The sequence below is a fragment of the Mangrovimicrobium sediminis genome (assembly GCF_004745945.1).
GTDB classification, from domain to species: Bacteria; Pseudomonadota; Gammaproteobacteria; order Pseudomonadales; family Halieaceae; genus Mangrovimicrobium; species Mangrovimicrobium sediminis.
The window spans coordinates 257,134-279,675 of sequence record NZ_SRLE01000008.1 but is presented as its reverse complement, the minus strand read 5'-3'; the positions used below and the strand labels follow the sequence as shown (position 1 = coordinate 279,675).

The 22,542-nt window shown below is 65.6% G+C and carries 21 protein-coding genes; 3 read left to right on the top strand and 18 right to left on the bottom strand.

Annotation, left to right across the window (positions count from 1 at the left end):
• The 9 genes from E4634_RS21990 to motA form a co-directional block, all read right to left on the bottom strand.
• Positions 1 to 2,304, bottom strand: a 2,304-nt coding sequence (locus E4634_RS21990; protein WP_206046878.1) for a methyl-accepting chemotaxis protein, incomplete at its 3' end; no start/stop codon positions are given.
• Positions 2,301 to 3,077 (bottom strand): ParA family protein, encoded by a 777-nt coding sequence (locus tag E4634_RS12920; protein WP_135444515.1) that lies wholly within the window; start codon positions 3,075 to 3,077, stop codon positions 2,301 to 2,303. The genes E4634_RS21990 and E4634_RS12920, both read right to left, overlap by 4 nt.
• Before the next feature lie 10 nt (positions 3,078 to 3,087).
• Entirely contained in the window at positions 3,088 to 3,588 is a 501-nt protein-coding gene (locus E4634_RS12915) for a chemotaxis protein CheW (RefSeq protein ID WP_135444514.1), read from the bottom strand.
• 107 nt (positions 3,589 to 3,695) lie between these two features.
• Complete coding sequence (locus E4634_RS12910; RefSeq protein ID WP_135444512.1) at positions 3,696 to 4,058, bottom strand: response regulator; 363 nt, start codon at positions 4,056 to 4,058, stop codon at positions 3,696 to 3,698.
• 19 nt (positions 4,059 to 4,077) lie between these two features.
• A complete protein-coding gene (gene cheZ, locus E4634_RS12905; protein ID WP_135444510.1) occupies positions 4,078 to 4,770 on the bottom strand; it encodes a protein phosphatase CheZ in 693 nt (230 codons plus the stop codon).
• Positions 4,771 to 4,803: 33 nt separating this feature from the next.
• Positions 4,804 to 5,190: a chemotaxis response regulator CheY gene (gene cheY / locus E4634_RS12900; protein WP_167854896.1), complete on the bottom strand. Its 387-nt coding sequence runs from the start codon at positions 5,188 to 5,190 to the stop codon at positions 4,804 to 4,806.
• Between the two features lie 133 nt (positions 5,191 to 5,323).
• Entirely contained in the window at positions 5,324 to 7,603 is a 2,280-nt protein-coding gene (gene cheA, locus E4634_RS12895) for a chemotaxis protein CheA (RefSeq protein WP_135444508.1), read from the bottom strand.
• 3 nt (positions 7,604 to 7,606) lie between these two features.
• A complete protein-coding gene (gene motB / locus E4634_RS12890) occupies positions 7,607 to 8,548 on the bottom strand; it encodes a flagellar motor protein MotB (protein ID WP_135444507.1) in 942 nt (313 codons plus the stop codon).
• On the bottom strand, positions 8,545 to 9,405 hold the full coding sequence (motA, locus tag E4634_RS12885) for a flagellar motor stator protein MotA (RefSeq protein ID WP_135444505.1): 861 nt from the start codon (positions 9,403 to 9,405) through the stop codon (positions 8,545 to 8,547). Before motA ends, motB begins: the two co-directional genes overlap by 4 nt.
• 326 nt (positions 9,406 to 9,731) lie before the next feature.
• On the opposite strand from motA, the gene E4634_RS12880 reads away from it, so the two are divergent.
• Complete coding sequence (locus E4634_RS12880; protein WP_167854895.1) at positions 9,732 to 12,959, top strand: bifunctional diguanylate cyclase/phosphodiesterase; 3,228 nt, start codon at positions 9,732 to 9,734, stop codon at positions 12,957 to 12,959.
• Between the two features lie 52 nt (positions 12,960 to 13,011).
• Here E4634_RS12880 and flhC read toward each other — a convergent pair whose 3' ends face one another.
• The 8 genes from flhC to E4634_RS12840 form a co-directional block, all read right to left on the bottom strand.
• Complete coding sequence (flhC, locus tag E4634_RS12875) at positions 13,012 to 13,539, bottom strand: flagellar transcriptional regulator FlhC (RefSeq protein ID WP_135444501.1); 528 nt, start codon at positions 13,537 to 13,539, stop codon at positions 13,012 to 13,014.
• A gap of 22 nt (positions 13,540 to 13,561) precedes the next feature.
• Entirely contained in the window at positions 13,562 to 13,873 is a 312-nt protein-coding gene (flhD, locus tag E4634_RS21495; RefSeq protein WP_167854894.1) for a flagellar transcriptional regulator FlhD, read from the bottom strand.
• 248 nt (positions 13,874 to 14,121) lie between these two features.
• Complete coding sequence (locus tag E4634_RS12865; protein WP_135444497.1) at positions 14,122 to 14,448, bottom strand: EscU/YscU/HrcU family type III secretion system export apparatus switch protein; 327 nt, start codon at positions 14,446 to 14,448, stop codon at positions 14,122 to 14,124.
• Entirely contained in the window at positions 14,432 to 15,679 is a 1,248-nt protein-coding gene (fliK, locus tag E4634_RS12860) for a flagellar hook-length control protein FliK (protein ID WP_135444495.1), read from the bottom strand. Before fliK ends, E4634_RS12865 begins: the two co-directional genes overlap by 17 nt.
• The gene (locus tag E4634_RS12855) at positions 15,680 to 16,063 is read right to left on the bottom strand and encodes a hypothetical protein (protein ID WP_135444493.1); all 384 of its coding nucleotides are present in this window, start codon (positions 16,061 to 16,063) and stop codon (positions 15,680 to 15,682) included.
• Between the two features lie 4 nt (positions 16,064 to 16,067).
• Positions 16,068 to 16,478, bottom strand: coding sequence for a flagellar export chaperone FliS (gene fliS / locus E4634_RS12850; protein ID WP_206046876.1), 411 nt, complete (start codon positions 16,476 to 16,478; stop codon positions 16,068 to 16,070).
• A gap of 50 nt (positions 16,479 to 16,528) precedes the next feature.
• Positions 16,529 to 17,875: a flagellar filament capping protein FliD gene (gene fliD / locus E4634_RS12845; protein ID WP_135444489.1), complete on the bottom strand. Its 1,347-nt coding sequence runs from the start codon at positions 17,873 to 17,875 to the stop codon at positions 16,529 to 16,531.
• Between the two features lie 173 nt (positions 17,876 to 18,048).
• Positions 18,049 to 19,683, bottom strand: a complete 1,635-nt coding sequence (locus tag E4634_RS12840) for a PilZ domain-containing protein (RefSeq protein WP_135444487.1) — start codon at positions 19,681 to 19,683, stop codon at positions 18,049 to 18,051.
• A 252-nt stretch (positions 19,684 to 19,935) separates the two neighbouring features.
• On the opposite strand from E4634_RS12840, the gene E4634_RS21985 reads away from it, so the two are divergent.
• Positions 19,936 to 21,495 (top strand): flagellin N-terminal helical domain-containing protein, encoded by a 1,560-nt coding sequence (locus tag E4634_RS21985; protein ID WP_135444485.1) that lies wholly within the window; start codon positions 19,936 to 19,938, stop codon positions 21,493 to 21,495.
• A gap of 199 nt (positions 21,496 to 21,694) precedes the next feature.
• A complete protein-coding gene (locus E4634_RS12830) occupies positions 21,695 to 22,051 on the top strand; it encodes a flagellar protein FlaG (RefSeq protein ID WP_135444483.1) in 357 nt (118 codons plus the stop codon).
• An 80-nt stretch (positions 22,052 to 22,131) separates the two neighbouring features.
• Here the strand turns inward: E4634_RS12830 and fliE are convergent, their stop codons facing one another.
• The gene (fliE, locus tag E4634_RS12825) at positions 22,132 to 22,461 is read right to left on the bottom strand and encodes a flagellar hook-basal body complex protein FliE (RefSeq protein WP_135444481.1); all 330 of its coding nucleotides are present in this window, start codon (positions 22,459 to 22,461) and stop codon (positions 22,132 to 22,134) included.
• Positions 22,462 to 22,542 lie beyond the last annotated feature (81 nt).

The following is a 22,542-nucleotide window of genomic DNA, read 5'->3' as shown; positions in this document are numbered from 1 at the left end:
CTCCTCGACCATGGCGGCGTTCTTCTGGGTGACCTCGTCGAGCTGCGACACCGCGGTGTTCACCTGCTCGATACCCAGGGACTGCTCCTGCGCCGCCGCGGCGATCTCGGCGATGATGTCGCTGACCTTCTTCACCGCAGTGACGATCTCGTCCAGCGTGTTGCCAGACTCGCCGACCAGCCGCGAGCCGTCCTCGACCTTGATCACGCTGTCCTTGATCAGGGTCTTGATCTCCTTGGCCGCCTCGGCGCTGCGCTGGGCGAGGTTGCGCACCTCCGCCGCCACTACCGCGAAGCCGCGGCCCTGCTCACCGGCACGCGCCGCTTCCACCGCGGCGTTCAGCGCCAGCAGGTTGGTCTGGAAGGCGATCTCGTCGATCACCGAGATGATGTCGGCGATCTGGCTGGAGGACTTGTTGATCTCGCCCATGGCGTCGATAGCGCGGCGCACCACCTGTCCGCCGACCTCGGCCTGCTCGCGGGCGCTGGACGCCAGCTGATTGGCCTGGCGCGCGTTGTCCGCGCTGGATTTCACCGCGGCGGTCATCTCCTCCATGCTGGAGGCAGTTTCCTCCAGGGAGGACGCCTGCGACTCGGTGCGCTGCAGCAGGTCCGAGTTGCCCTCGGAAATTTCCGAGGACGATGCAGAGATGTTGGCCGAGCTGGCCAGGATCTGCTGCACGGTATCGCGCAGTACGTCGACCGTGGCGTTTACATCGAGTTTGAACTTGGCGAACAGGCCGTCGTAGTCACCGCGCATGCCGCAGGTCAGGTCGCCACGGGACATGCTGGCCAGCACCTGGGAGAGGTCCTTCAGGCCGATCATGATGCCGTTGATGGTGCCGCCCAGGGTGCGGTAGAAGCCCTTGTAGCGGGACACGTCCATGCTCACCGAGAAGTCGCCCTCGGAGGCAGCCTTGACCAGGTTGCTCAGTTCCTGCTCCGCGTTGAACTGCTCGGTCATGTCCACCCACTCGACCATGTTGCCGCGGTACTCGCCCTTGGGGCCGAGAATCATGGTGGCGTTGACCTCGAACACCAGGTCCAGCATGTGGATGGTGGCCTTGGCCGGCAGCATCGACGGGTCCTTGAGCAGCTTGCGCTGGTGCGCCGGGTTCTTGTGGAACTTGTCGATGTTCTGGCCGATCAGGTTTTCCGGGTCGAAGCCGGGGAAGGCCTGGCGCATCTCGGCGGCGCGGTTGCGGAACATCTCCATCACCGCGGGGTTCGCGTAGACGATGTTGAGATCGTCGTCGCACATCATCAGGCGCGTGGTCGCACCCTTGATCGCCGACTGCAGGCGAGCGTTCTCCGCCTCGCGGGCGCGGGTCTCGGTGACGTCCGCCATCTCCAGGGTATTGCCCAGGTAGTTGCCCTGCTCATCGATAATCGCGGTCACGTTGAGGGCCAGCTTGAGCGGGCCGACGGTGATATCCGTGCGCCAGGGCAGGTTATTCGGGTCCGCCAGCAGGCGCTGCTGGTGGGACGGGTCGGCGTGGAAGAAGTCGGCGGACATGCCGATCATGTTATCCACGTCGAAGCCGCGGTAGATCTTGCGCAGCTCGTCCTCGTTCTCGCGCAGCAGGGTGCGCGCGGACTCGTTCATGTAGGTGATCGTCAGCTCGCGATCCACCATCATGATCGCAGTCATGGCGCCATCTACCGCGGAACGCATCTTGTTGAGCTCGGAACGGACGGTTTGCTCGTCCCCCTGTTGCGGTGCCAGTACGGCGACGCTTTCAGCTGCCATTGTCGTATCCTCGTCAGGTTCGTAGCCCGACAGCATCAATTCACTGATGTCGGTGTAAGTGGTTGCCCAGGCCTGCGCCAGGTCATCGTTCCAGTGTTCTCCGGCCAGCTCCGCCAGCGTCTCCAGCAGGATCCCGCCGGCGGCCTCGAAATGTTCCGGCAGGACGCCGTAGCCCTGGTGCTTGTGCCCCAGCTCGACCAGCACCGGCCCGAGCACATCCGGCTTGCGGATATTGGCCACCGCCAGCTGCAGGGCGCCGAGCAATTTCAGGTCCTGCTCTTCGCGCGAGGTGCCCGCGAACAGCGGCTCGACTTCCGGGTGACGCTCAAACAACGTGTCGTAGAATTTCGCCACCAGTTCCCCGCCGTGCGGGGCGAGCAACTCGAAGCTGCTTTCGATCAGGTCCGCGGTGTCCGGCGCCGATTTTTCGGCGGCGGCACTGCGGCGCTTGCGTGCCGGCTTCTCCGCGGGCGCGTCAGCGCTGTCGCCCCCCGCCTCGCCATGCAGCCAGGCCAGCGGGTCATCACCCATTTTCTTGGCGCCTCTCGCAGTCATGCCGATTTCCTCGTCTGGTTGATCGCCTGTACCAGGTCGCGGGCCAGGCCGGCGTACTCGCTGGCCGAGCGCGAATTGCCCTGGTGTTCGAATATGGTTTGGCCGAAGCTGGGGCTCTCGGTGAGCGCCACAGACTCCGAGATAACGGTGTCCAGCAACTGCTCCGGGAAATACTCGCGGAGCTTGCCGAACACCTCGTGTGCGTGGTTGCGGCGGCTGTCGAAGCGCGTCACCACGATCCACTTCAGGAAGTGGCGGCCGCGCTCTTCCTCGACCTTCTCCAGCATGGTGAGCAGGCTGGAGAGCCCCACCATCGCCAGGTAGTCACCGGGAACCGGTATCAGGATTTCATCTGCCGCCAGCATGCCGTTCATGCCCAGTTGGCCGGAGGATGGGGGACAGTCGATGATGGCGAAGTCGTAGTCGCTGACGCCATCCAGCGCGCGCGACAGGCGCTGAGTATCCGCGGCGACGGTCTCGTCCAGTCCCTCGAAATCGTTGAGCGTCACCCCCGGCGTGACCAGGTCGAGATTCTCGCGCGCCTCGACCATGACCTCGGCCAGCTGCGCCTCGCCGCGGAATACCGCGTCCAGGCCGCGATCGACGCCGTGGATGCCCAAAGAGGTGGCCATGTGGCCCTGGGGGTCGAGGTCCACCGCCAGTACCCGGCGGCCGATACTGCGGCCGACCATGGCCAGGGCGTGGGCCAGGTTGACGCTGGTGGTGGTCTTTCCCACACCGCCCTTTTGATTTATTACAGCGATGCGTCTCATGCCCATGGCCTCAGTCCAGCGAACGCTGCAGTTCAGCGGTGAGGAACGCGTCGACGTCGAGCACGATGATCATCTTCTCGTCCACCGACGCCAGCGACTTGACGAAACGCTGGTCCAGGCTGCCGCCAAACTCGGGCGGGTCCTGGCACTGGTCCTTGCCCAGGGTGTAGACCTCGGACACGCCATCCACCACCAGGCCCATCACGCGCTGCTCGTCCTCGTGCTCCACACGCACCACGATCACAACCGTGGTCGAGCTGTACTCCAGCGACTCCATCGCGAAGCGCTCACGCAGGTCGAGGATGGGCACGATGGTGCCGCGCAGGTTGATCACGCCCTTGAGGTAGGTGGGCGAGTTGGGCAGCGGGGTCACCCGCGACCAGCCGCGGATTTCCTGCACCCGCAGGATCTCGATGCCATATTCCTCGTCGGCGAGGATAAAGGTCAGGTACTGACCGTTCTCGCCGGGGATGCCGGAAAACTCGTCCTGTAATACCGCCGCTGTATTCATTGGGTGAACCCCCCTTGGGTCTGGCCTTCACCGATGCTCGTATGCTCGGTTATCGGCCACATTGCACAAGTCTTCAGTAGCTTTACCGCGTCAGCGCAACAAAATGTTCAGTGCAGCACCTTGTCGACCACGCCCTGCAGCATGTCCGGGTCGAACGGCTTGGCAATCCAGCCGGTCACCCCGCTGCTGCGACCGCGCTGCTTGGCGTCGTCGCTGGAATCGGTACTCAGCACGAGAATGGGCGTGCGCCCGTAATCGGGCATGGCGCGAATGCGCACGGTGAGGTCTATGCCGTCGAGGCCGGGCATGTACATGTCGGTCAGGACCAGGTCCGGAGTAAACGCCTCGAGCACTTTGAGCGCGTCCTCGGCGCTCGCCGCCTCGGCAATATCGTGCCCCGCGGAGGTCAGCACGTGTACCACCATCCTGCGCAGGGTCAGGGAATCATCCACTACCAGTATCCTGGCCATTATCGCTGTTCTCCTTCGCTCAGAACCCGAGCTCGTCGAGCAGGTCATCGACCTGGTCCTGGCTGCTGACCACGTCGGCCGCGGTCGGGTCCACCTGCGGGCCATTCAGCAGGCTCTGCTCCGGATCGTCCGCCGGCACCTCGGACTGCTCGTAGATGCGCGCGCGCACCTCGTCGCGGCTCTCCTCGGGGTACAGGCTGTCCACCAGCAGGTCGAGCAACTGGTGCTCCACCGAGACCACCAGTTCCATGAGTTTCTTGATGACCTGGCCGGTGAGGTCCTGGAAGTCCTGGGCCATGGTGATCTCGAGCAGCTCCTGGTTGGTCGCCGCCGTGCTCTTGGGCACCTGCTCCAGGAACTGGCGGGTATCCAGCACCAGCGAGCGCACCGCATCGTCGTCCAGCGGATGCCCGAACCAGTGCGTCCAGCGCTCGCTCAGTTCCTGCGAGCGGGCCTCCAGTTCGTCCTGGATCGGTTGTGCGCGATCCACGGCGTTGAGGGCGCGTTCGGCGGCCTCCTCGGTCATGTTCGCGATATAACTCAGGCGACCGCGTGCGTCGGGAATGATCTCCGCCGCTTTCTGTACCGCCCCTTCCACACCCAGCGCCTTGATGTTCTCGCGCAGGTTGCGAATCAGGTTGCCGACGCGGCCGACAAACTCGTCGACGTTCTCCACGGGAGGCGTCGCTTTTACTTCTTGCGCTGATTGCATAGCCTGTTCTCCCCGCCAGTAACGGACGCCCCGTTACTTGGCCAGTTTCTCGAATATCTTGTTGAGCTTTTCTTCCAGGGTCGCCGCGGTGAACGGTTTCACCACGTAGCCGCTGGCGCCGGCCTGGGCGGCGGCGATGATGTTTTCCTTCTTCGCCTCCGCGGTCACCATGAGCACCGGCAGGTCCTTCATGGCGTCGTCGGCGCGGATCTGCTTGAGCATCTCCAGGCCGTCCAGGTTGGGCATGTTCCAGTCCGAGACCACGAAGTCGAAGCCGCCGCCACGCAGTTTTGCGAGACCGACCTGTCCGTCCTCCGCCTCATCGACATTGGTGAATCCGAGCTCCTTGAGGAGGCTGCGGACAATCCGCCGCATGGTGGGAAAATCGTCGACGACGAGTATGCTGATATCCTTGTTCACTGTTCACTCTCGCTGCGCAAGTCGTTAATGGGAGTGGCATTTCCGCCGATGTTACCTGTCACGACTATAGCGCCACTTGCAACAGGCAATTGCTGGAAAAGACACGGGAAATGCCGGTATTTATGGGGTTCGGTCATGCTTGCTCCGCCTCCTCAGTGGAGGCACTGGGCGCGCGTGCGGCGTCGCTGGGACCGCCGCGGCGCACCCGTGCCTCCTGCCCGAGCCGGTACAGGTCGGGCATGTCCAGAATCAGCGCAACGTTGCCGTCGCCGAGGATCGTGGCGGCGGAGACGCCCGGGATGCGACGGTAGTTCGCCTCCAGGTTCTTCACCACCACCTGCTGCTGGCCGAGCAGTTCATCGACCAGCATCACGTACTTGATATTGCCCGCCTGCACCATCACCGCGGTGCCGCGCCCACCCTCGTCGGTCTCGCTGGCCAGGCCGCGCAGGCCCATGGCGTCGTACACGGAGATCACCGGGTAGTATTCGCCGCGCACCTTGAGCATCTGCACGTTGCCGGGCAGGGAGGACAGGTGCTCGCTGCGCAGTTGCAGCGACTCGATGATGGAGCTCACCGGCAGGATGTAGATCTCGCCGGCGACCTTGATCAGCATGCCGTCGAGTATCGCCAGGGTGAGCGGCAGCACGATGCGCGTGGTGGTGCCCTGCCCCTGTTTGGACATGATCTCCACGTGTCCACCCATGGACTGGATATTGCGCTTGACCACGTCCATGCCGACACCGCGGCCGGAGAGGTCGCTGACCTGCTCGGCGGTGGAGAACCCCGGCGCGAAGATCAGCTGCCAGACCTCGTCGTCGGAGGGGTTGTCGCTCATCGGTATGCCGTTGGCGCGCGCCTTTTCGAGGATCTTCTCGCGGTTCAGTCCGGCGCCGTCGTCGCGTACCTCGATCAGGATGTTGCCGCCCTGGTGCTGCGCCGAGAGCACCAGCTTGCCCTCGCGCGGCTTGCCCGCCCTGGCCCGCGCCTCCGGGGACTCCAGGCCGTGGTCCAGGCTGTTGCGCACCAGGTGGGTGAGCGGGTCGATAATGCGTTCAGTCAGGCCCTTGTCGAGTTCCGTGGACTCGCCCTCGGTGACCAGGTTGATCTCCTTGCCCAGCTTGCCCGCGAGGTCGCGCACCAGGCGCGGGAAGCGGCTGAACACGTAGTCCATGGGCAGCATGCGGATGGACATCACCGCGTCCTGCAGGTCGCGCGCGTTGCGCTGCAGCAGGTTGATGCCGTTGAGCAGGTCGCTGTTGACCACGCCCTCGAGACCGTTGACCGTCTCGTTGAGCATCGACTGGGTAATGATCAACTCGCCCACCAGGTTGATGACCTGGTCGACCTTGTCCACCGCCACGCGGATGGAGGAGGTCTCGGGTGCACCGGCCTTGCCCGCCTTGGGCGCCGCGGCGGGCTTGGCGGGGGCCTTGGCGGCCTCCTTCGGCGCCGCGGCCTGGGGCGGTGCTGCGGGTTTTGGTTCCTCGGCGACAGGCGTGTCCTGTGCGGCGGGCTGCTCCGGCGCGGCCGATTCGGCTGGCGACTCGCCGGCTTCGCCAGCGGGCTCGGACGACTCGCTGCCGGCAACCTCGGCCGCAGCTTCCGGCTCGGCCGGCGCAGGTTCGGGTTCCGGTTCCGGTTCCGGCTCGGCGGGCGCTGACGCTTCCTGCGCGGCGGTCGCCTCGTCTTCGCCACCGCCAAGCGGTGTAATTTCCAGTTGCTCCGCATCGATCACAAAGCACAGGACCGCCTCCAGGTTGTCCGGGCTCTCCTCGGTGGCCAGCTGGATGTCGAAGCAGGCCTCGTCGCCGCCGCTGTCCAGGATCTCGCCGAGATTACCCAGTTCCTCGATGATCAGGGTGCGGTCAGCCTCACCGACCTCGCGCAATCGCACCTGCAGCCGCGGCGTGCCATCGTCTGCGTCCGCCGACGCTCCATCGAACAGTTCGAAACCGGCACCCGCTGCGCTTTCCTGCGCTGGCGGTTCAGCGGCGGCGGGGGCCGGCGCGGCGTCGGCGCCCGCGCGATTCTCCTCGGCGATGCGCTGCAGCGCCTGGCACAGTGCCTCGAAAGCCTCCTGGTCGGGAGCCGTTCCGTTGCGATATGCGTCGAGTTGATCTTTCAACATGTCCTTGGCTTCCAGAAATTGGTCGACGATGCGGCTGTTGAGCGACAGGTTGCCCTTGCGCGCATCGTCGAGAAGATTCTCCAGAACGTGGGTGGTCTCCTGCAGAACCGTAAATCCGAAGGTTCCGGCACCCCCCTTGATGGAATGCGCCGCGCGGAAAATCGCGTTGAGCTGTTCCGGGTCGGGATCATCGGGGTCGATATCGAGCAGGTGGCTTTCGATCTCCACCAGGAGCTCGTCGGCCTCCTCGAAAAAAGTGTCACTGAATTCGCTCAAATCCATGGCTTACAAGACTCTTTCTGGCTGCTCCGCGGGCGCGGGCGCCTGCGATTGCAGCATTGCGGTCAGATCTTCGATGCCGGGTATCCATACCGGCTCGGCGGCCGGCTCCGGCAGTACCGCCGGCGAGCGGATGCTGTTGGCGGTTTCCGGGTACAACATCAGCAGTTCGATACGCCGATTCATGGGGCTTTCGCGCGGCATCTCGGGCATCGGCACGTTGTCCGCCATACCCGCCACACGCAGCAGTTTTTCCGGGCTCAGGCCACCGGCCACCAGCTCGCGCCGCGAGGCGTTGGCGCGCGCGCTGGACAACTCCCAGTTGCTGTAGCCGCCGATGCCGCCCGCGTAGGGCAGGTTGTCGGTGTGGCCGCTGATACTCATTTCGTTGGGCAGCTCGTTGATCAACGGCGCCATGGTGCGCAGCAGTTCACGCATATAGGGTTCCACGCGGTCGCTGCCGAGGCTGAACATGGGTCGCTGTTCGGTATCCAGTACCTGGATGCGCAGGCCCTCCAGGGTCATGTCAAAGCGCATCTGGCCGCGCAGGTCACGCAGCTCCGGGTCGGCCATGATGGCGGCCTCGATGCGCAGCTGCAGGGCCTCGAAGAAGCGCCGCTGGGCGTCGCTGGGGCGCGAGTATTCGCGCCGGTCTATGCGCCGCACCTCGCCCTCGGCGTGGGTGGGGTCGTCGCCGCCGCCGGGAATCGCACTGGTACTGGCGGTGCTCTTGTCGCCGCCGGCGAGCGCCACCACCAGCGGCGTGCGGAAGTACTCGGCCACCGCCTCGCGCTGCTGCTTGCTGGCAGCGGTGAGAATCCACATGACCAGGAACAGCGCCATCAGCGCGGTCATGAAGTCCGCCAGGGCAATCTTCCAGCTGCCGCCGTGGTGGGCATGTACCACCTTCTTGCGCCGGATGATGATGGGGCGGGCGTGGGCGTTCATACGGCGCGACGCTCCCGGACGTGGTCCTCGAGCTCGTCGAAGCTGGGCCGCTCAGCGCTGAACAGTGCCTTGCGGCCGAATTCCACCGCGATCTGCGGCGCGTAGCCGTTGAGGCTGGCGAGCAGGGTGACGCGGATGCACTGCAGCACTTTCAGCGCCTCCTCCGCCTGCCGGTCGATGCGGCTGGCCAGGGGCGCGATAAATCCGTAGCCGATGAGAATGCCGAGGAAGGTCCCGACCAGGGCGTGGGCGATCATCTCGCCCATCTCGTCGGGGCCGGCATCCGCCGTACTCAGGGCCTTCACCACGCCCATCACCGCCGCCACGATACCGAAGGCGGGCATGCCGTCGGCGACCTTGGTCAGCGCGCCGGAGGGTACATGGCACTCGTGTTCGAACACCTCGATCTCGTGCAGCATGAGCTCGTCCAGCTCCATCGCCTCGAGGCTGCCGGCGACCATCAGCCGCACGTAGTCGGTGATGAAGGACATGATCAGGGCATCGCCGAGGATATTGGGGAACTTGGCAAACAGGGCGCTCTGCTCGGGATTGTCGATGTCCTTCTCGACGCCCATCATCCCGTCCCGACGAATCTTCGCCAGCAGCGTGTACAACAGGGACATCAACTCCATGTACATCTCCTGGTTGTAGCGGTTGGTCGGGCGCAGGCGGCGGAACGCCTGCGCGGTGGCCCGCATCGCCTTGCCGTTGTTGGACGCCACGAAGGCACCCGCCGCGGCACCGCAAATCATCAATACCTCGGTCGGCTGGAACAGCGGACCGAGATGCCCCCCGGCCAGCGCGAAACCGCCGAACACGGACAGGATGACAATGAGAAAGCCGACGACGATGAGCACCCGATACCCCTGATTTGCCAGACACAACGACAGTCGGGTTATCGGCAAGCCCCGGGGTTACTTTACTGTTGTCTCCCGATGGCCGACGGCGCTCGCGCAAAGCAGGCTCCTGCCAGTCTGGACAACAGCATATGGCGAAGCAGCCGTGTCTATTGCGTCGATAAGATGGGAAAAGGCGGCCTATTTCCGGGCAATGAATTCGTGCGAACAGGCGCAGGATGGGTCCATTCCGGCGGGGGCAAGGCGGTCTAAAGTTGCCCCCCGCGATGCCGAGATACTCCCCTAGAGTGGATTGCAACGGCCCATGCCGCAGAGACACCCCCGAAATGACCGCACTACCGCCTCCGGGCCCAACAACTAACGAGGAGGAGACGGAGCCCGTCGGCTCGTCGCCGGGCGTTCCAGCGCGCGGCAACGTCATCGCCTGGAGCGTCCTCGCCCTCACCCTTGTGCTGACCATCGGCGGCACCACGCTCATCCTGCTCGCCCGCGAGCACCGACTGGACAACAAGTTCGAGTACCTGGTGAGCGACGCCCAGGCCAACGCCGAGGCCCGCCTGCAACGCTATGACCAGGCCCTGTCCGGCGTCGTCGCGCTGTTCGATACCCTGGAGCGGGTACCGGAGCGCCGCGAGTGGGCCTCCTTCGTCACCGCCATGGACCTCAGCCACCGCTACCCGGACCTGGCCTCGATAGGCTTCGCCCAGGTGATGCTGCCGGAGGAAGTACCGCAGATGGTCGACAGGGTCCGCGGCGAGGGTTTCCCGGACTTCCGCGTCACGCCGGCCGGCGCCCGCGACCGCTACAGCACCATCATATACATGGAGCCGATGGACTGGCGCAACCGCAGGGTATTCGGCTACGACATGTACTCGGACCCGCTACTGCGCGAGGCCATGGACCGCGCCCGCGACAGCGGGGCACTGGCGGTCTCCGGACCGGTCAAGGCCCTGCACGCAACAGTCGAGGAAAGCGCGCCCGGCGTGATCGCCTTCCTGCCGGTCTACCGCACCGGTGACCTGCCCGCCAGCCTCGCCGAGCGGCGGGAGGCCCTGCTCGGTTTCGTCTATACGCCGTTTCGCGCCTCCGACCTGTTCGCCAGCCTGTTGCGCGCCCCGCAGCCGGCGCTGGAAATCCGCGTCCAGGATGCGGCGATGGACGATGGCCGGCAGGTCCTGTTCACCTCGGAGAACTGGGAGGCAGCCGCCAGCGGCGCGCGCAACAGCCGCACCTCCGTTGAGGTTGCCGGCCGCGAGTGGCTGCTGGACCTGCGCAGCAACGGGAATTTCGACGAGCTGATGGGTACGCGCAACCCCTACTGGGTCGCCGGCGGGGCGCTGCTCTTCGACTTCATCCTGTTTGCGCTGGTGGTGGCCATCACCGGGCAGCGTGACCGGGCCCTGCGCGAGTCCGCGGCGATCAACCTGGCGCTGCGCCGCAGCAACGACCGCCTGAGCTGCGCGCAGGCCAGTGCGAGCATCGGCATCATCGAGTACTACAGCAAAACCAAGGAAATCAAGATCGACGACGTCGCGCGCAAGCTGCTGGGCATGTCCAGCACCGGCCTGCTGACCCTGGAATCGACCCTCGCCAACGTGCACCCGGAAGACATCCAGAAGATGATGGGGGCGCACCAGTCCGACGACATGATTCCCCACGAGAGTACCTATACCTTCCGCGTCACCGGCAGCGACGGCGTCACCCGCATGATCGAGTCGAGCATGATCTGCGAGCGTGACAAGCACAACCGCCCGGTTGGCTACACCTCGATCCTGCACGATATCAGCGACCGCGCCCGGCGCGAGGACCAGAGCCAGGTGGTACGCACCGCCTGGGAGAACATCTCCGACGCGCTGATCATCATGGACGACAAGTTCCGCATCATCGACGTCAACCCGGTATTCACCGCCATCACCGGCTACCGCAAGGAGGAGGTGATGGGCCAGTCGCCGCGCATCCTCAAGGCCGACGGCAACGACAACGAGTTCTACCGCGAATTGCTGCGCAAGCTGCGCCGCGAGGGCTACTGGCAGGGCAAGGTGTGGAACAAGACCCGCGACGGCGAGCTGTTCGCGGCGCGCGAGCGCATCGCCACCATTCGCGATGCCCACGGCAAGCCCAAGTGCTATGTGGCGGTCGTCACCGACGTCACCGAGAGCGTCGAGCAGAAACATCGCCTGGAAAAAATCGCCTGTACCGACCACCTCACCGGCCTGCCCAACCGCGCCCAGTTGCACAAGGACCTGCACGCCAGCATGGGCCGCGCCCAGCTGTTCGGACGCGCCATGGCGATCTGCTATATCGACGTGGACGGCTTCAACGCCACCAACGAGCGCCTCGGCCAGACCATGGGCGACGAACTGCTCACCCTGGTGGCGAACAAGCTCAAATCGCTGGCCCGGCCCTCCGACTACGTGGCACGCATCGGCGGCGACGAGTTCGCGGTGGTACTCAACGAACTGCTCGACCTCAACGAGTGCCAGGCGCATGCCGACCGCATCCTGTGCGGCGTGCGCGGCACCTACACGCTGAGCGACCGGCACAAGGTCTACCTCTCGGCCAGCATGGGCATCTCCCTCTACCCGCGCGACGACGGCGACCCGGACAGCCTGCTGCGCCACGCCAACCAGGCCATGTACCTGGCCAAGGAAAACGGCCGCGACCGCTTCGAGATGTTCGACATCGAGAAGCGCAAGGTCGAGCACTCGCGCCGCCGCCAGGTGCAGCGCATCGAGTACGCGGTACAGGACAACGAGTTCGTACTGTACTACCAGCCGAAGGTGAACATGCGCAGCGGCGAGGTGATCGGTGCCGAGGCCCTGGTGCGCTGGCAGCACCCCGAGGAGGGCCTGCTGGCACCGGCACGCTTCCTGCCGCTGGTCGAGGGCACCGCCCAGGCCGAGGCCATCGACCGCTGGGTGATCCGCGAGGCGCTGCAGCAGGTCGCCATCTTCCAGCAGCACGGCCTGGACATCCCGGTCAGCGTCAACATCGACGGCGGCTACCTGCAGAGCCCGAATTTCGTCAGCGATGTGCAGCAGGCCCTGGCCGCCCAGCCCGGGGTGGCACCGGCGATGCTCGAACTGGAGATCCTGGAATCCACCGCCCTCACCGACCTGGACACGGTGACCCGGGTGATCAAGGAGTGCCAGGAACTGGGCGTGGCGGTGTCACTGGACGACTTCGGTACCGGCTACGCCTCGCTGACCTACCTCAAGCAGCTGCCCTCGAACACGCTGAAGATCGACCGCTCGTTCATCATCGACATGCCCACCGACGCCGAGAGCCGCTCGCTGGTGGAGGGCGTGATCAACCTCGCCCAGGCCTTCGGCCGCAAGGTGATCGCCGAGGGCGTGGAAACCGACGACCACGGCCTGATGCTGCTGCGCATGGGTTGCGAGTATGGCCAGGGCTACGGTATCCAGCCGCCGCTGCCGGCAGAGCAGTTCATGGAGTGGGTGCAGCACTACGACTGGCCGGACGCCTGGCGCCGCGAGGCCAACAACGTCTACTGGCTGCACGGCGCGGTCAACCGCCAGACCGGCAACAGCTGAGTGCGGCACCCGCCTCCCGGGCGGGCAGCCGCACACTCACCATTCCGCTTTTTTAGTCCTCTGGGCCCTTGAGCGTCTTGCCGGCGCGCGAGGGCGGCTGGCAGATCCCGCACACGAATCCCTGCTTGAGGTCCTGGGCGTGACGAATGTAGTCGGCGCCGCAGCTTTCGCAGGTGGCCAGGTCGAGAATCTCGCTCTCGTAGAAACGCAGCAGGGTCCAGGCCCGGGTCAGCGACAGCACCGGTTCCAGCTTGTCCAGCGACAGCTGCTCCAGGTACAGCCGATAGGCCTTGATGAAATCGTCGATACGCTCGGCGTGGCTGATGGCGTGGATGGTGCGGTAGATATTGAAAAACAGCGAGGCGTGGATGTTCGGCATCCAGGTCAGGAACCAGTCCGCGGAGAACGGCAGCATGCCCTTGGGCGGCGATTCGCCGCGCACTTCCTTGTACAGCTTGAGCAGGCGCCCGCGGCTTAAATCGGACTCCACCTCGAGCACCTGCAGGCGGGCGCCGAGGTCGATCAGCTCGATGCACATCTGCACCTGGCGGGCTTCCTCGGCGATGTTCTTGGTGGTCATGGCGCGCGCCAGCCCAGGGGTTTCAGCCCTTGGCTGCCTTGGAAGCCAGCAGCATTGCCTGGTGGCTCGGGGTGGCGAGGTAGTCGCGGTGACTGGCGACGGTGGCCTCGAGTTCTGCGACATCCTCGATGCGCAGGGTGCAGATGAACTGGCTGGTGCGGGAGATCTGGGCGAGTTTCTTGGCGGACAGGGAGAGGATGTAGTCAGCCACCTCCTCGGTAACGCCAAGCCGGAAAATGCCCGCCTCGCGATCTTCAGAGAGGAGTTGCTTGGCCAGGAGCAGGTACGTCATGTTCAGCTCCTGGATTTCATTCAACGTCTCACTGTCCAGCATGCGTGTTCCTGCCGAACGCGGTGACAACGAGGTACAATACGGCCATTCCCGCTCCTGCGTTTCAAGCCAGACAGACTTCCCGGTCGTCGCGGTGCTACGGTGGTTATTGTGGCTTCTTTTTCGCCACTTTAGCTTGGCAGGCTGCGCGGCGCAACGGTTGCCGGCAGTGCCCGCCGGGCGCATGCCCAAACTGATAACCGGCTTGCAGATTGCGCATTCGGGCAGCGCAGGGCGCGCGGCGGCGGGGGTCAGCCGGCCTCGTCCTGCACCAGGATCTGGCCCGGCGCCAGCGCCTCGGCCTCGCCGCGCTCCAGCGAGGACAGCCACACCAGCAGTTCCGCGACCACCAGGTACAGTTCGGGGGGAATCACCTCGTCGAGGTCGAGGTTCATGAGCAGGCCGACCAGTTCCGGCGAGTCGTGCACGAACACGCCGTGGCGCCGGGCCTCCTCGATAATGCGCTCGGCCAGTTCGCCGTAGCCCTGCGCCACCACCCGCGGCGCGTTGTCGCGCGCGGCGTCGTAGCGCAGCGCCACCGCACTGCGCGGGCGCTGGTCGTCACTTGGCCCAGCCATCGGCGTCCTCCTGGCTGGCGACCACCACGCGCACCGCGGGGGCGGCGAAGCCCATCGCCTCGAGCCGCTGTATCACCTGGTCGGCCTCGCGGCGCAGCAATTCGGCGGTATCCTCCTGCGCCGTGGCGATGTCCATCGCCAGGGCGCCGGGCGAGTGGCGCAGGGAAATCGCGACTTCGCCGAGCAGCGGCAGTTCCAGCTCGATGTTGGTCGACCACTGGCCGGCGGCCTCGCGCTGGCGCTGGCCGTCGGCGTCGCGCTCCACGCCGTCCTCCGGGTCGTACTGCGGCAGGGTGATCTCCATGAACATGAGGAAACCGTTGCTGACCTCGCCCTCCCACTTCAGCACCGGCGTGCCGAGCATTTCCAGCTGGTGACGCACGATGGACTGGATGCGCTCCTGCGCTTCCGGCGCCAGCCTGGTGTCCCGGGACGGGCTGTCCGCGGGCAGCTCGAGGTCGAATTCCACCAGCCGCGCCAGCGCCTCGCGGGCGGAATTCGCGACGATCTTCGCCGGCCCCTCGGGCGCGACATCCGGCGCGGTGGACGTCGCGGCGGTACCGGGACTCGCCGGCAGCGCCCCGCGCGGCGATTCCAGCGTCACGCGCACGCCGCCCTCACCGGGCACGCTGGATTGCGGCGCGGCCTCGCGCGCGGCAGCGGCGGGGGCCGGCAACAGGCGCATCTGCGGCTCGCGGGCCAGCTCCGACGCCGGCAGCTTGCCCTGGAACCACTGGTTGAGATGGGATTCGTAAAACAGGCCGCTGCTGCGAATGCTCTGCCCCAGGCGCTGGGCGAGCTGGTCCGCGCGCGGCTCGCCCGCGGCGGGGTCGAGCAGCTGGCCCGGCGCCCGGATGACCGACGGCAGGTCGCCGCGCGCCGGTTGCAGCAGGCGTGAGATGATTCTTGCGGAGGTACTCAACTCGGTGACGCTGGCGCGCTCGGCGAGGCGCTCGGCACCGCGAGCGGGGGTGTTTTCGGCAGCGCCGGCAGGGGGTTGGCCGACACGCGATGACGCATCCTTCGCCTCGGCACCACGCGGTCCGGCCAGGCGCGGGTCCAGCACGCGCGGGTCGAGACGCGAATCGCTTTCCACCGGTCGCGCCGGCGCGCCGGGACGCACCTCGCCCACGGCCTGTTCCGCCGCGCGGAAGGCCGCGGTCTGCACGTCGGCACGCCGCCCCAGCACCTGGGTGAGCAGGGTGTCCAATATCGGCGTCAGCCCGCTCATTCAGTTCACCAGGACACGGGCCCCCAGATGACCGCCGGCGGTGGAGTAGCGCGTGCGAAAGGGCAGCGCCTCGTGGGCCATTTCCCTGGACAGTTCCGTTTGTCGTGAGCTGAGCAGGCCGCGGGTGCGCTGCACGCCGTCGAAGATTTCGCCGAGCATGCGCTCGCGGCGCTGCAGTTGTTCCTCGCTGTAATCGATGACGCTCTCGTTCTCCATGATGCGCTCGTAGGCCTTGAAGAACTCCACTTCCTCGTCGGCCAGGCTCGCCCAGCAGCGCTGTTCGGCGCGGTTGAGCATACGCCGGGAACTCAGGCGCAGGTCGTCGTAGAGCGCCAGTGTCTGCTCGCCCAGGGCGTCGTCGATCCAGTCCATCTGTTGTTGCATGGTCTTACCCGGTCTTTTCCCGCAGGCCCAGCTCGCGCCAGGCGGAACTGATATCGCCGATCAGGCGCTCGGCCTCATCGAGCGCCTCGGCATCGTTGTGCAGGTTCGCGCGCAGCAGCAGCAGGCTCACATACTCGTAGATGCGCCCCAGGTTCACCGCCACGTCACCGCCCTTCTCGGTATCCAGCGCCGCGATCAGGCCGCGGTTGACGATATCGATGGCGCGGGAAATCGCCTCGCCCTTGCCGGCGATATTGCCGGCGAGCAGGTGGCTGCGCGCGCTGCGGATGCAGGTCTCCAGGCCGTCGAACAGCATCACGATGAGGTGGTGCGGGTCGGCGGACATCACGCCGCTCTCCACGCCTACCTTGGCGTAGGCGCTGGCTCCCTTACCTGAGCCGAATTGAGAAATCATCACTTACTCCTGCCGTACCTGGATGGCTTGGGGTGCGCCGGACGCACCGGTTACTGGTTCAATTGTGCGTTGAGGATGTCGAACTGCTGCGCGATGTAGCTGCTGGTCGAATTCATGTTCGCCACCAGGCTGTCCAGTTGTGCAAACTGCATGCGGTAGCGGTTCATGGTGCGTTCGATACTCAGCTCGACCCGGTCGTAGCGGTCATCCAGCGAGTCGATGCGCGACTCCAGGCCGCCGGTGGCGGTTTCCAGCAGGCCGCTACTCTCGAGCATGTCATCCAGGGTGCCGCCGAGCTTGCCGGCAAGGCCAGAGGTGCTGCTATCGCCGGCGAAAAAGTCCTGCAGGTCGGACAGGCCGGTCTCGACCAGTTCGCCCAGGGCCTCCTCGTCGATCTCCAGGGTGCCATCCAGTTGCAGCGTGATGCCGACGTCGGTCAGGCGCTGCAATGCGCCCTCTTCGACGCCCTCGACAAACACCGAGCGCAGGCGTGTGCTCACCGAGCGCAGCGTGTTGTCGCCCAGCAACTGGCCGGCAACGCCGCTGTCCGCATCGAACCGGGTCAGGTCGCCAATGCTGTTCTGCAGCTTGTTGTAGGCCGAGACGAAGCCGGTGATGGCGTCCTCGATGGCCTTGGTGTTCGGGTTGATGGTCACCGTGGCCTCGCCCTCTTCGGCCAGCACCAGGGTGATATCCTCCAGGGCGCCCTCGACCTGGTTGGTCTGGCTGGTGACATCCACGCCGTTGACACTGAATTCAGCGTTGCGCGCGGTCACCTCGGTGACCGGGTCCAGCGCCAGGCTGGCGGACAGGTCGCCGAAGTCCACCGAGCTGATCGCCGCATCCTCGCCCTCGGTGGCGGAGGTGAGCACCAGGCGGTAGGGGCTGTCGCCGCCGTCATTGACGATGCTGGCGCGCACCCCGGCGTCCTGTTCGTTGATGGCGTCGCGCAGTGCCTCCAGGGAGCTGTCCTCGGCGCCGAGCTCCACGCTCAGGCTGTCGCCGTTGGCCAGGCTGATGCTCACAGTGCCCGCGCCGAGATCCGCATCGCGGTCGGCAACGCCGGCGGTGGCCACGCTGTAGGCGCGTGCCAGTTGCGAGACATTGACCTGGTAGCTGCCCGGCTGGGCGCCGCTGGTGGCCGCCGCGGTCAGGGCGTCACCGCTCACCGAGCTCTTGACGCCTCCGAACAGGCTGCTGTTGTTGAGTTTCTCAGCCGCGGCCTGGAACGAGGCAAGGGATGAGCGAAGCTGGCCGAAGGCGGAAATCTTCGACTGGTAGCTGTTCTTCTGCTCGACAATGGGAACCAGTTTCTCGCGTTCCGCCGTTTCGAGCTGGTCCAGCAGGCCGTTCAGGTCGAGGCCTGAACCGATTCCCAGCGCGCTGATTGTGGACATAAGTCTCTCCCGGTACTCCTTGTGCGGACCGCCTGTGCCCGGGGGCTTGCGCGGCCAGCTGCTCTGCTTTTGGGTATCGGCTGCGGGGGGGCGAAATTTACCCTTTTTGCGATAAATTTCACGTTTCTGCGGCGCCCCGAGGGCGCCTCGTGCAGGGACGTTGCGCGGCTCGTTTACAGGCCCGCGGTGACCTCGCGCAGCTCGCCGATATCGGCCAGCGCCTCGCCCTGCACACTGCGCGCGACCAGCTCCGCGCTGGGCACCTGCTGGTCTGCGCAGGGCACCAGCTGGGCCACGCGCCGGCACTCGTCCAGGCGCCGCACCCAGTAGCGCTCGCCGTCGGGGGCGGCGACCCGGGCGCCCACCGGCAGTGCGCCGTAGCGCTCGAAGAACAGCTTCACCCATTTGGCGGAATAGGCCGCCTCCTGGGTGGCCAGGCGCGTGGCGACCCGGCCGAAGGTCTCCTCGCCGCCCTCGGGGTTGATGCGACAGGCGGCATCGATGGTGTTGACCACCGCCGCCAGCTTGGACAGTTCGCTCAGCTTGTTGCCCTCCAGGCCCAGCGGATAGCCGCGGCCATCGAGGCGCTCGTTGATCTGCTCCACGACCTCGGCGATCATCACCGGCGACAGCCAGCGCACCTCGCGCAGGCGGTCGGCAATACAGAACACCTGCTCCGCCCGCGCCGCCGGCGTCATGCCGCCGCCGCGCAGCTCGGCGCCCAGGTCGTGCAACAGGGCACAGGTGGTCATGCCCTTGAGGGCGTCGCGCGGGATGTTCAGGGAAATGCCGATATCCGCCAGGCGCGTCGCCACGGCGACACCGTGACGCACCACCGGCGGCTGCTCCGGCAGGCAGATCAGCGCAAAAAGAACCTCTTCACGATCGGCCTCGAGCAGGCGTAGCAGGGTGTCCGCGGCGCGCGAGATCGCCGAGCCATCGAGCTTTTCACCCTGCTTGAGCAGGCGCAATTGCACGCCGACGCTGGTGGCGACGGCGGACAGCCGATGCGCCATGGAGGTCGCGTGGGTCGGCGCCTCCGCCGGTTCCGGCGCCGCCGAACTGTCGGTCGCGAACAGGGGCGAGGCCGGGCGCTCCCGGTCCTCCTGCGCACCGCGCGCGTGCTCGCGCTCGATCTCGCGCACGAAATACCACAGCTGGCGATCCTGCGCGTGGTTCACGCTCTCGAACTGGAAGCCGGCGCGCACCCGCGAGTCCTCGCGCACGATCTCGCAGTGGCGCAGGATGCCGCGGATGCTGAGGTCGTCGCCGCCGGCGAATTTCAGGTTCAGGTCGTAGGTAGAGACCTCACCGTCGTCCAGGTAGACCGCCTGGGGCGGGAACACCACCTGGCAGCCGCCCATGGAGAGATCGCGCAGGGTGCCCACCAGCGGCTCCTTCGCGTGCCCGCTGCGCAGGGTGACCTTGCACACCAGCTCGTGGCGCAGCACGGCGCGAAACTCGTTGCGCCGCCACTTCACGGTGAGCGCCTGCGGGTAGGCCAGCTTGGCGGTGAGTTTGCCCTCGGCCATGGCCAGGTCCAGCAGCGGCTCGGCGGAGGTGGTGACCTGCGCGTTGCTGCCGAAGCTGCTCAGCTGCACCGGGCGCTGTGCCTCGAAGGCCGAGCGCGCGAAGGGCACGGAACCGACATCCACCAGCAGCGGTTCGCCGGCGGCGATATGCCGCACCACCACGGGAAAACACTCGCCGTCGCCCTCGGCCAGGCCCATCACCGCGCCCCGGGCCTCCTGGAAAACCCCCAGCCAGCGTTGCACCTCGCCCGGGTTTTCCTCCAGTGTCACATCCATTGTCTGGCCCGCATCCACAGTCCGTCACCCCTGAAATTTGTCATTGGGTATGTAGTCGTCACTCTCCCGGATAACTTTACCTGCGCGCGCGATTGCACCCGGGCCGGCGACAGCCGTGAGAGAAAAACCGTTAAAGGGATTTTGAAATCCGCCGAAACATGGCCTAACGGCGGTTCAGCCGTTGGTGCCCAGGCAAGGCTCAGATACCTGCTTCGGCAACAGTGAACAGCTAACTCACAAAGGAATTCGACCATGTCAGTTATCAACACCAACATTACCGCGCTGGTCGCCCAACAGAACTTGGGCAGCTCTCAGAGCGCTTTGTCCACCGCCATGGAACGGTTGTCTTCCGGTCTGCGCATCAACAGCGCCAAAGACGACGCCGCTGGCCTGGCTATCGCCAACCGCATCTCCTCCCAGATCACGGGCCTGATGCAGGCACAGCGCAACGCCAATGACGGTATCTCCATCTCCCAAACCGCAGAAGGCGCACTGGACCAGGTTAACGACAACCTGCAGCGCATCCGCGAGCTGACCGTACAGGCCTCCAACGAGACCAACAGCGCCAGCGACCTGTCCTCCATCCAGGACGAAATCGGCCTGCGCCTGGAAGAGATCGACCGCATCTCCGCCGAGACCTCTTTCAACGGCGTGAGCGTACTCGCCTCCGAGCAGGGCATCACCATCCAGGTGGGCGCCAATGACGGCGAGACCATCACCCTGAACCTGAGCGAAGTGTCTTCCTCTACCCTCGGCCTGGCCGATTTCCAGGTGGAGAACACCCTGCTCACCTCCGAGCTGTCCAGCACGCCGCTGACGGAAACGGTGCCGGCTTCCCTGAACGTTGCCGACGCCACTTTCGTTGACGGTGCGGCTGCCGCTGCCTACGACATCTATGTCGAGACCGCGGACCCGAACAACATCATCGTGGTCAACCAGACCACCGGTGAAGGTTTCAACGCCACCTACAACTCCACCACTGGCGCCCTGGAATTCGACACCACCACGGCGGTCGGTGACGGTTCCGGCGGTGACGTGACCGCGGCTGGCGTTGCGGCTAACTACAGCCAGGTTACCGGCACTGACGGCGTCGCCGTCGGCGGCGGCGTAACCCTGGAAGCCCAGGACCTGGAGAACGGCTCTTTCGTCGACAACAACCCGGCGGCTACCCCGGAACTGTTCGTCAACGAGAGCGGTGAGTACGTGGTCAGCCTGGACGGCGGCACCACCTACCACGACGCGACTGTCGACCTCGACGTCAACTCGGCCACCTACGGCCAGGTCGACTACGACAGCACCGCTGCCGCGACCTTCAGCACCACCAACCTGAGCTCGTCCCTGGACCAGGTTAGCGACCCGACCACCAGCGTGGCTATCGATACTTCCGGTATCACCAGCCTCACCGGCCCGCAGGTGTTCGCGCTGAACGACGCCTCCGGCTACGTGGTTACCGGCCAGAACGCCGATGGCGACACCGTGTACTACGATGCCACCGTCGACGATACCACCGGTGTTGTAACCCTGGGCGATCAACTGACCACCGACCCGCTGGCCAGCCTGGACAACGCGCTGCAGTCAGTCGACCAGATGCGTTCCGAGCTGGGTGCGGCCCAGAATCGCTTCGAGTCTGCGATCACCAACCTGGCTACCACGTCCACCAACCTGTCGGCAGCCCGCTCACGCATCGAGGACGCCGACTACGCGGTAGAAGTGTCCAACATGACCCGTGCGCAGATCCTGCAGCAGGCTGGCACTTCGGTCCTGGCGCAAGCCAACCAGGTGCCCCAGGGCGTGCTGTCACTCCTGCGGTAAAACCCATCCTGGGTCCAACTTGTGCTCTGCACACTTCGACGCCCCGTTTTCGGGGCGTCTTTTTTTGTGGCCGGGCAGTTTCCGGCAGGATTCGCGGTGATTGGGCAGCGCGGTAGCGCGCCGGCCCGCTAAAGTCGGCCTGCACGGTGCCGATACATCTATTGAAGGTCGGGTGAAGGACGAATCGAGGAGGTCCACCATGCCTCTGGAAATCCAGAACATCCCGGGGGTCAATCCCGCGGCGGTGCGTAACAACAGTGAGAGGTTCGCCACCGGCGACCGTGTCGAAGCCGTCCTGAAGCTGGCCAGCAGCGAGAGCGTGCCGCCGGCAGAACCGGAACTCGACGATCTGGTCGCCCCCGTGGCGCGCATCAACCAGGCACTCAAGGCCTACGGGCTGGAGTTCGATCTCAGCGAGAAATCCAACCGCGTGGTCACCCGAATCGTCGACCTGGAGAGCGGCGAGGTCATCCGCCAGATCCCCAACGAGGCGGTGCTGGCAGTGGCCGAGCGCCTGGACGAGGCGGTAGGCGTGCTGCTGCAGGAGACCGCGTGAGGGCACGCGCCCTGGGCAGGTGTATGGCCAGCCCGCCCAGGAAAGTATTTTATTTATTGAAATCAGATACATAGATCGCATCAAACCTGCATGTTCATGATTTCTTTGTACGCATTGATCAACCGGTTGCGCACCTGCACCCCGGTCTGGAAGGCGATCGACGCCTTCTGCGAGTCGACCATGACCTGGTCAAGACTCACGCCCGGGTCGCCGGCCTGGAAGGCCCGCCCTTCGGCGCGCGCGGTCTGCTGCATTTCGTTGATGCGCACGATAGACGAGCGCAGCTCCTCCGCGAAACCGCCCTCGCCGACGCTGGTAGCGAGCTGCTGCTCGGTCCGCGCACCGCCGGACGCCTCCGCAGCAAGGCTCTGCATCTGCCGCAGGGCGGTCTGAACTACCGGTGACACCATGGCCTGACTCCTCCGGACAGGTCTCCTGATGCTGCACATCCTAGTTCCGGCGCGCCCGGATCATTGGTTTGATAAGGGGCT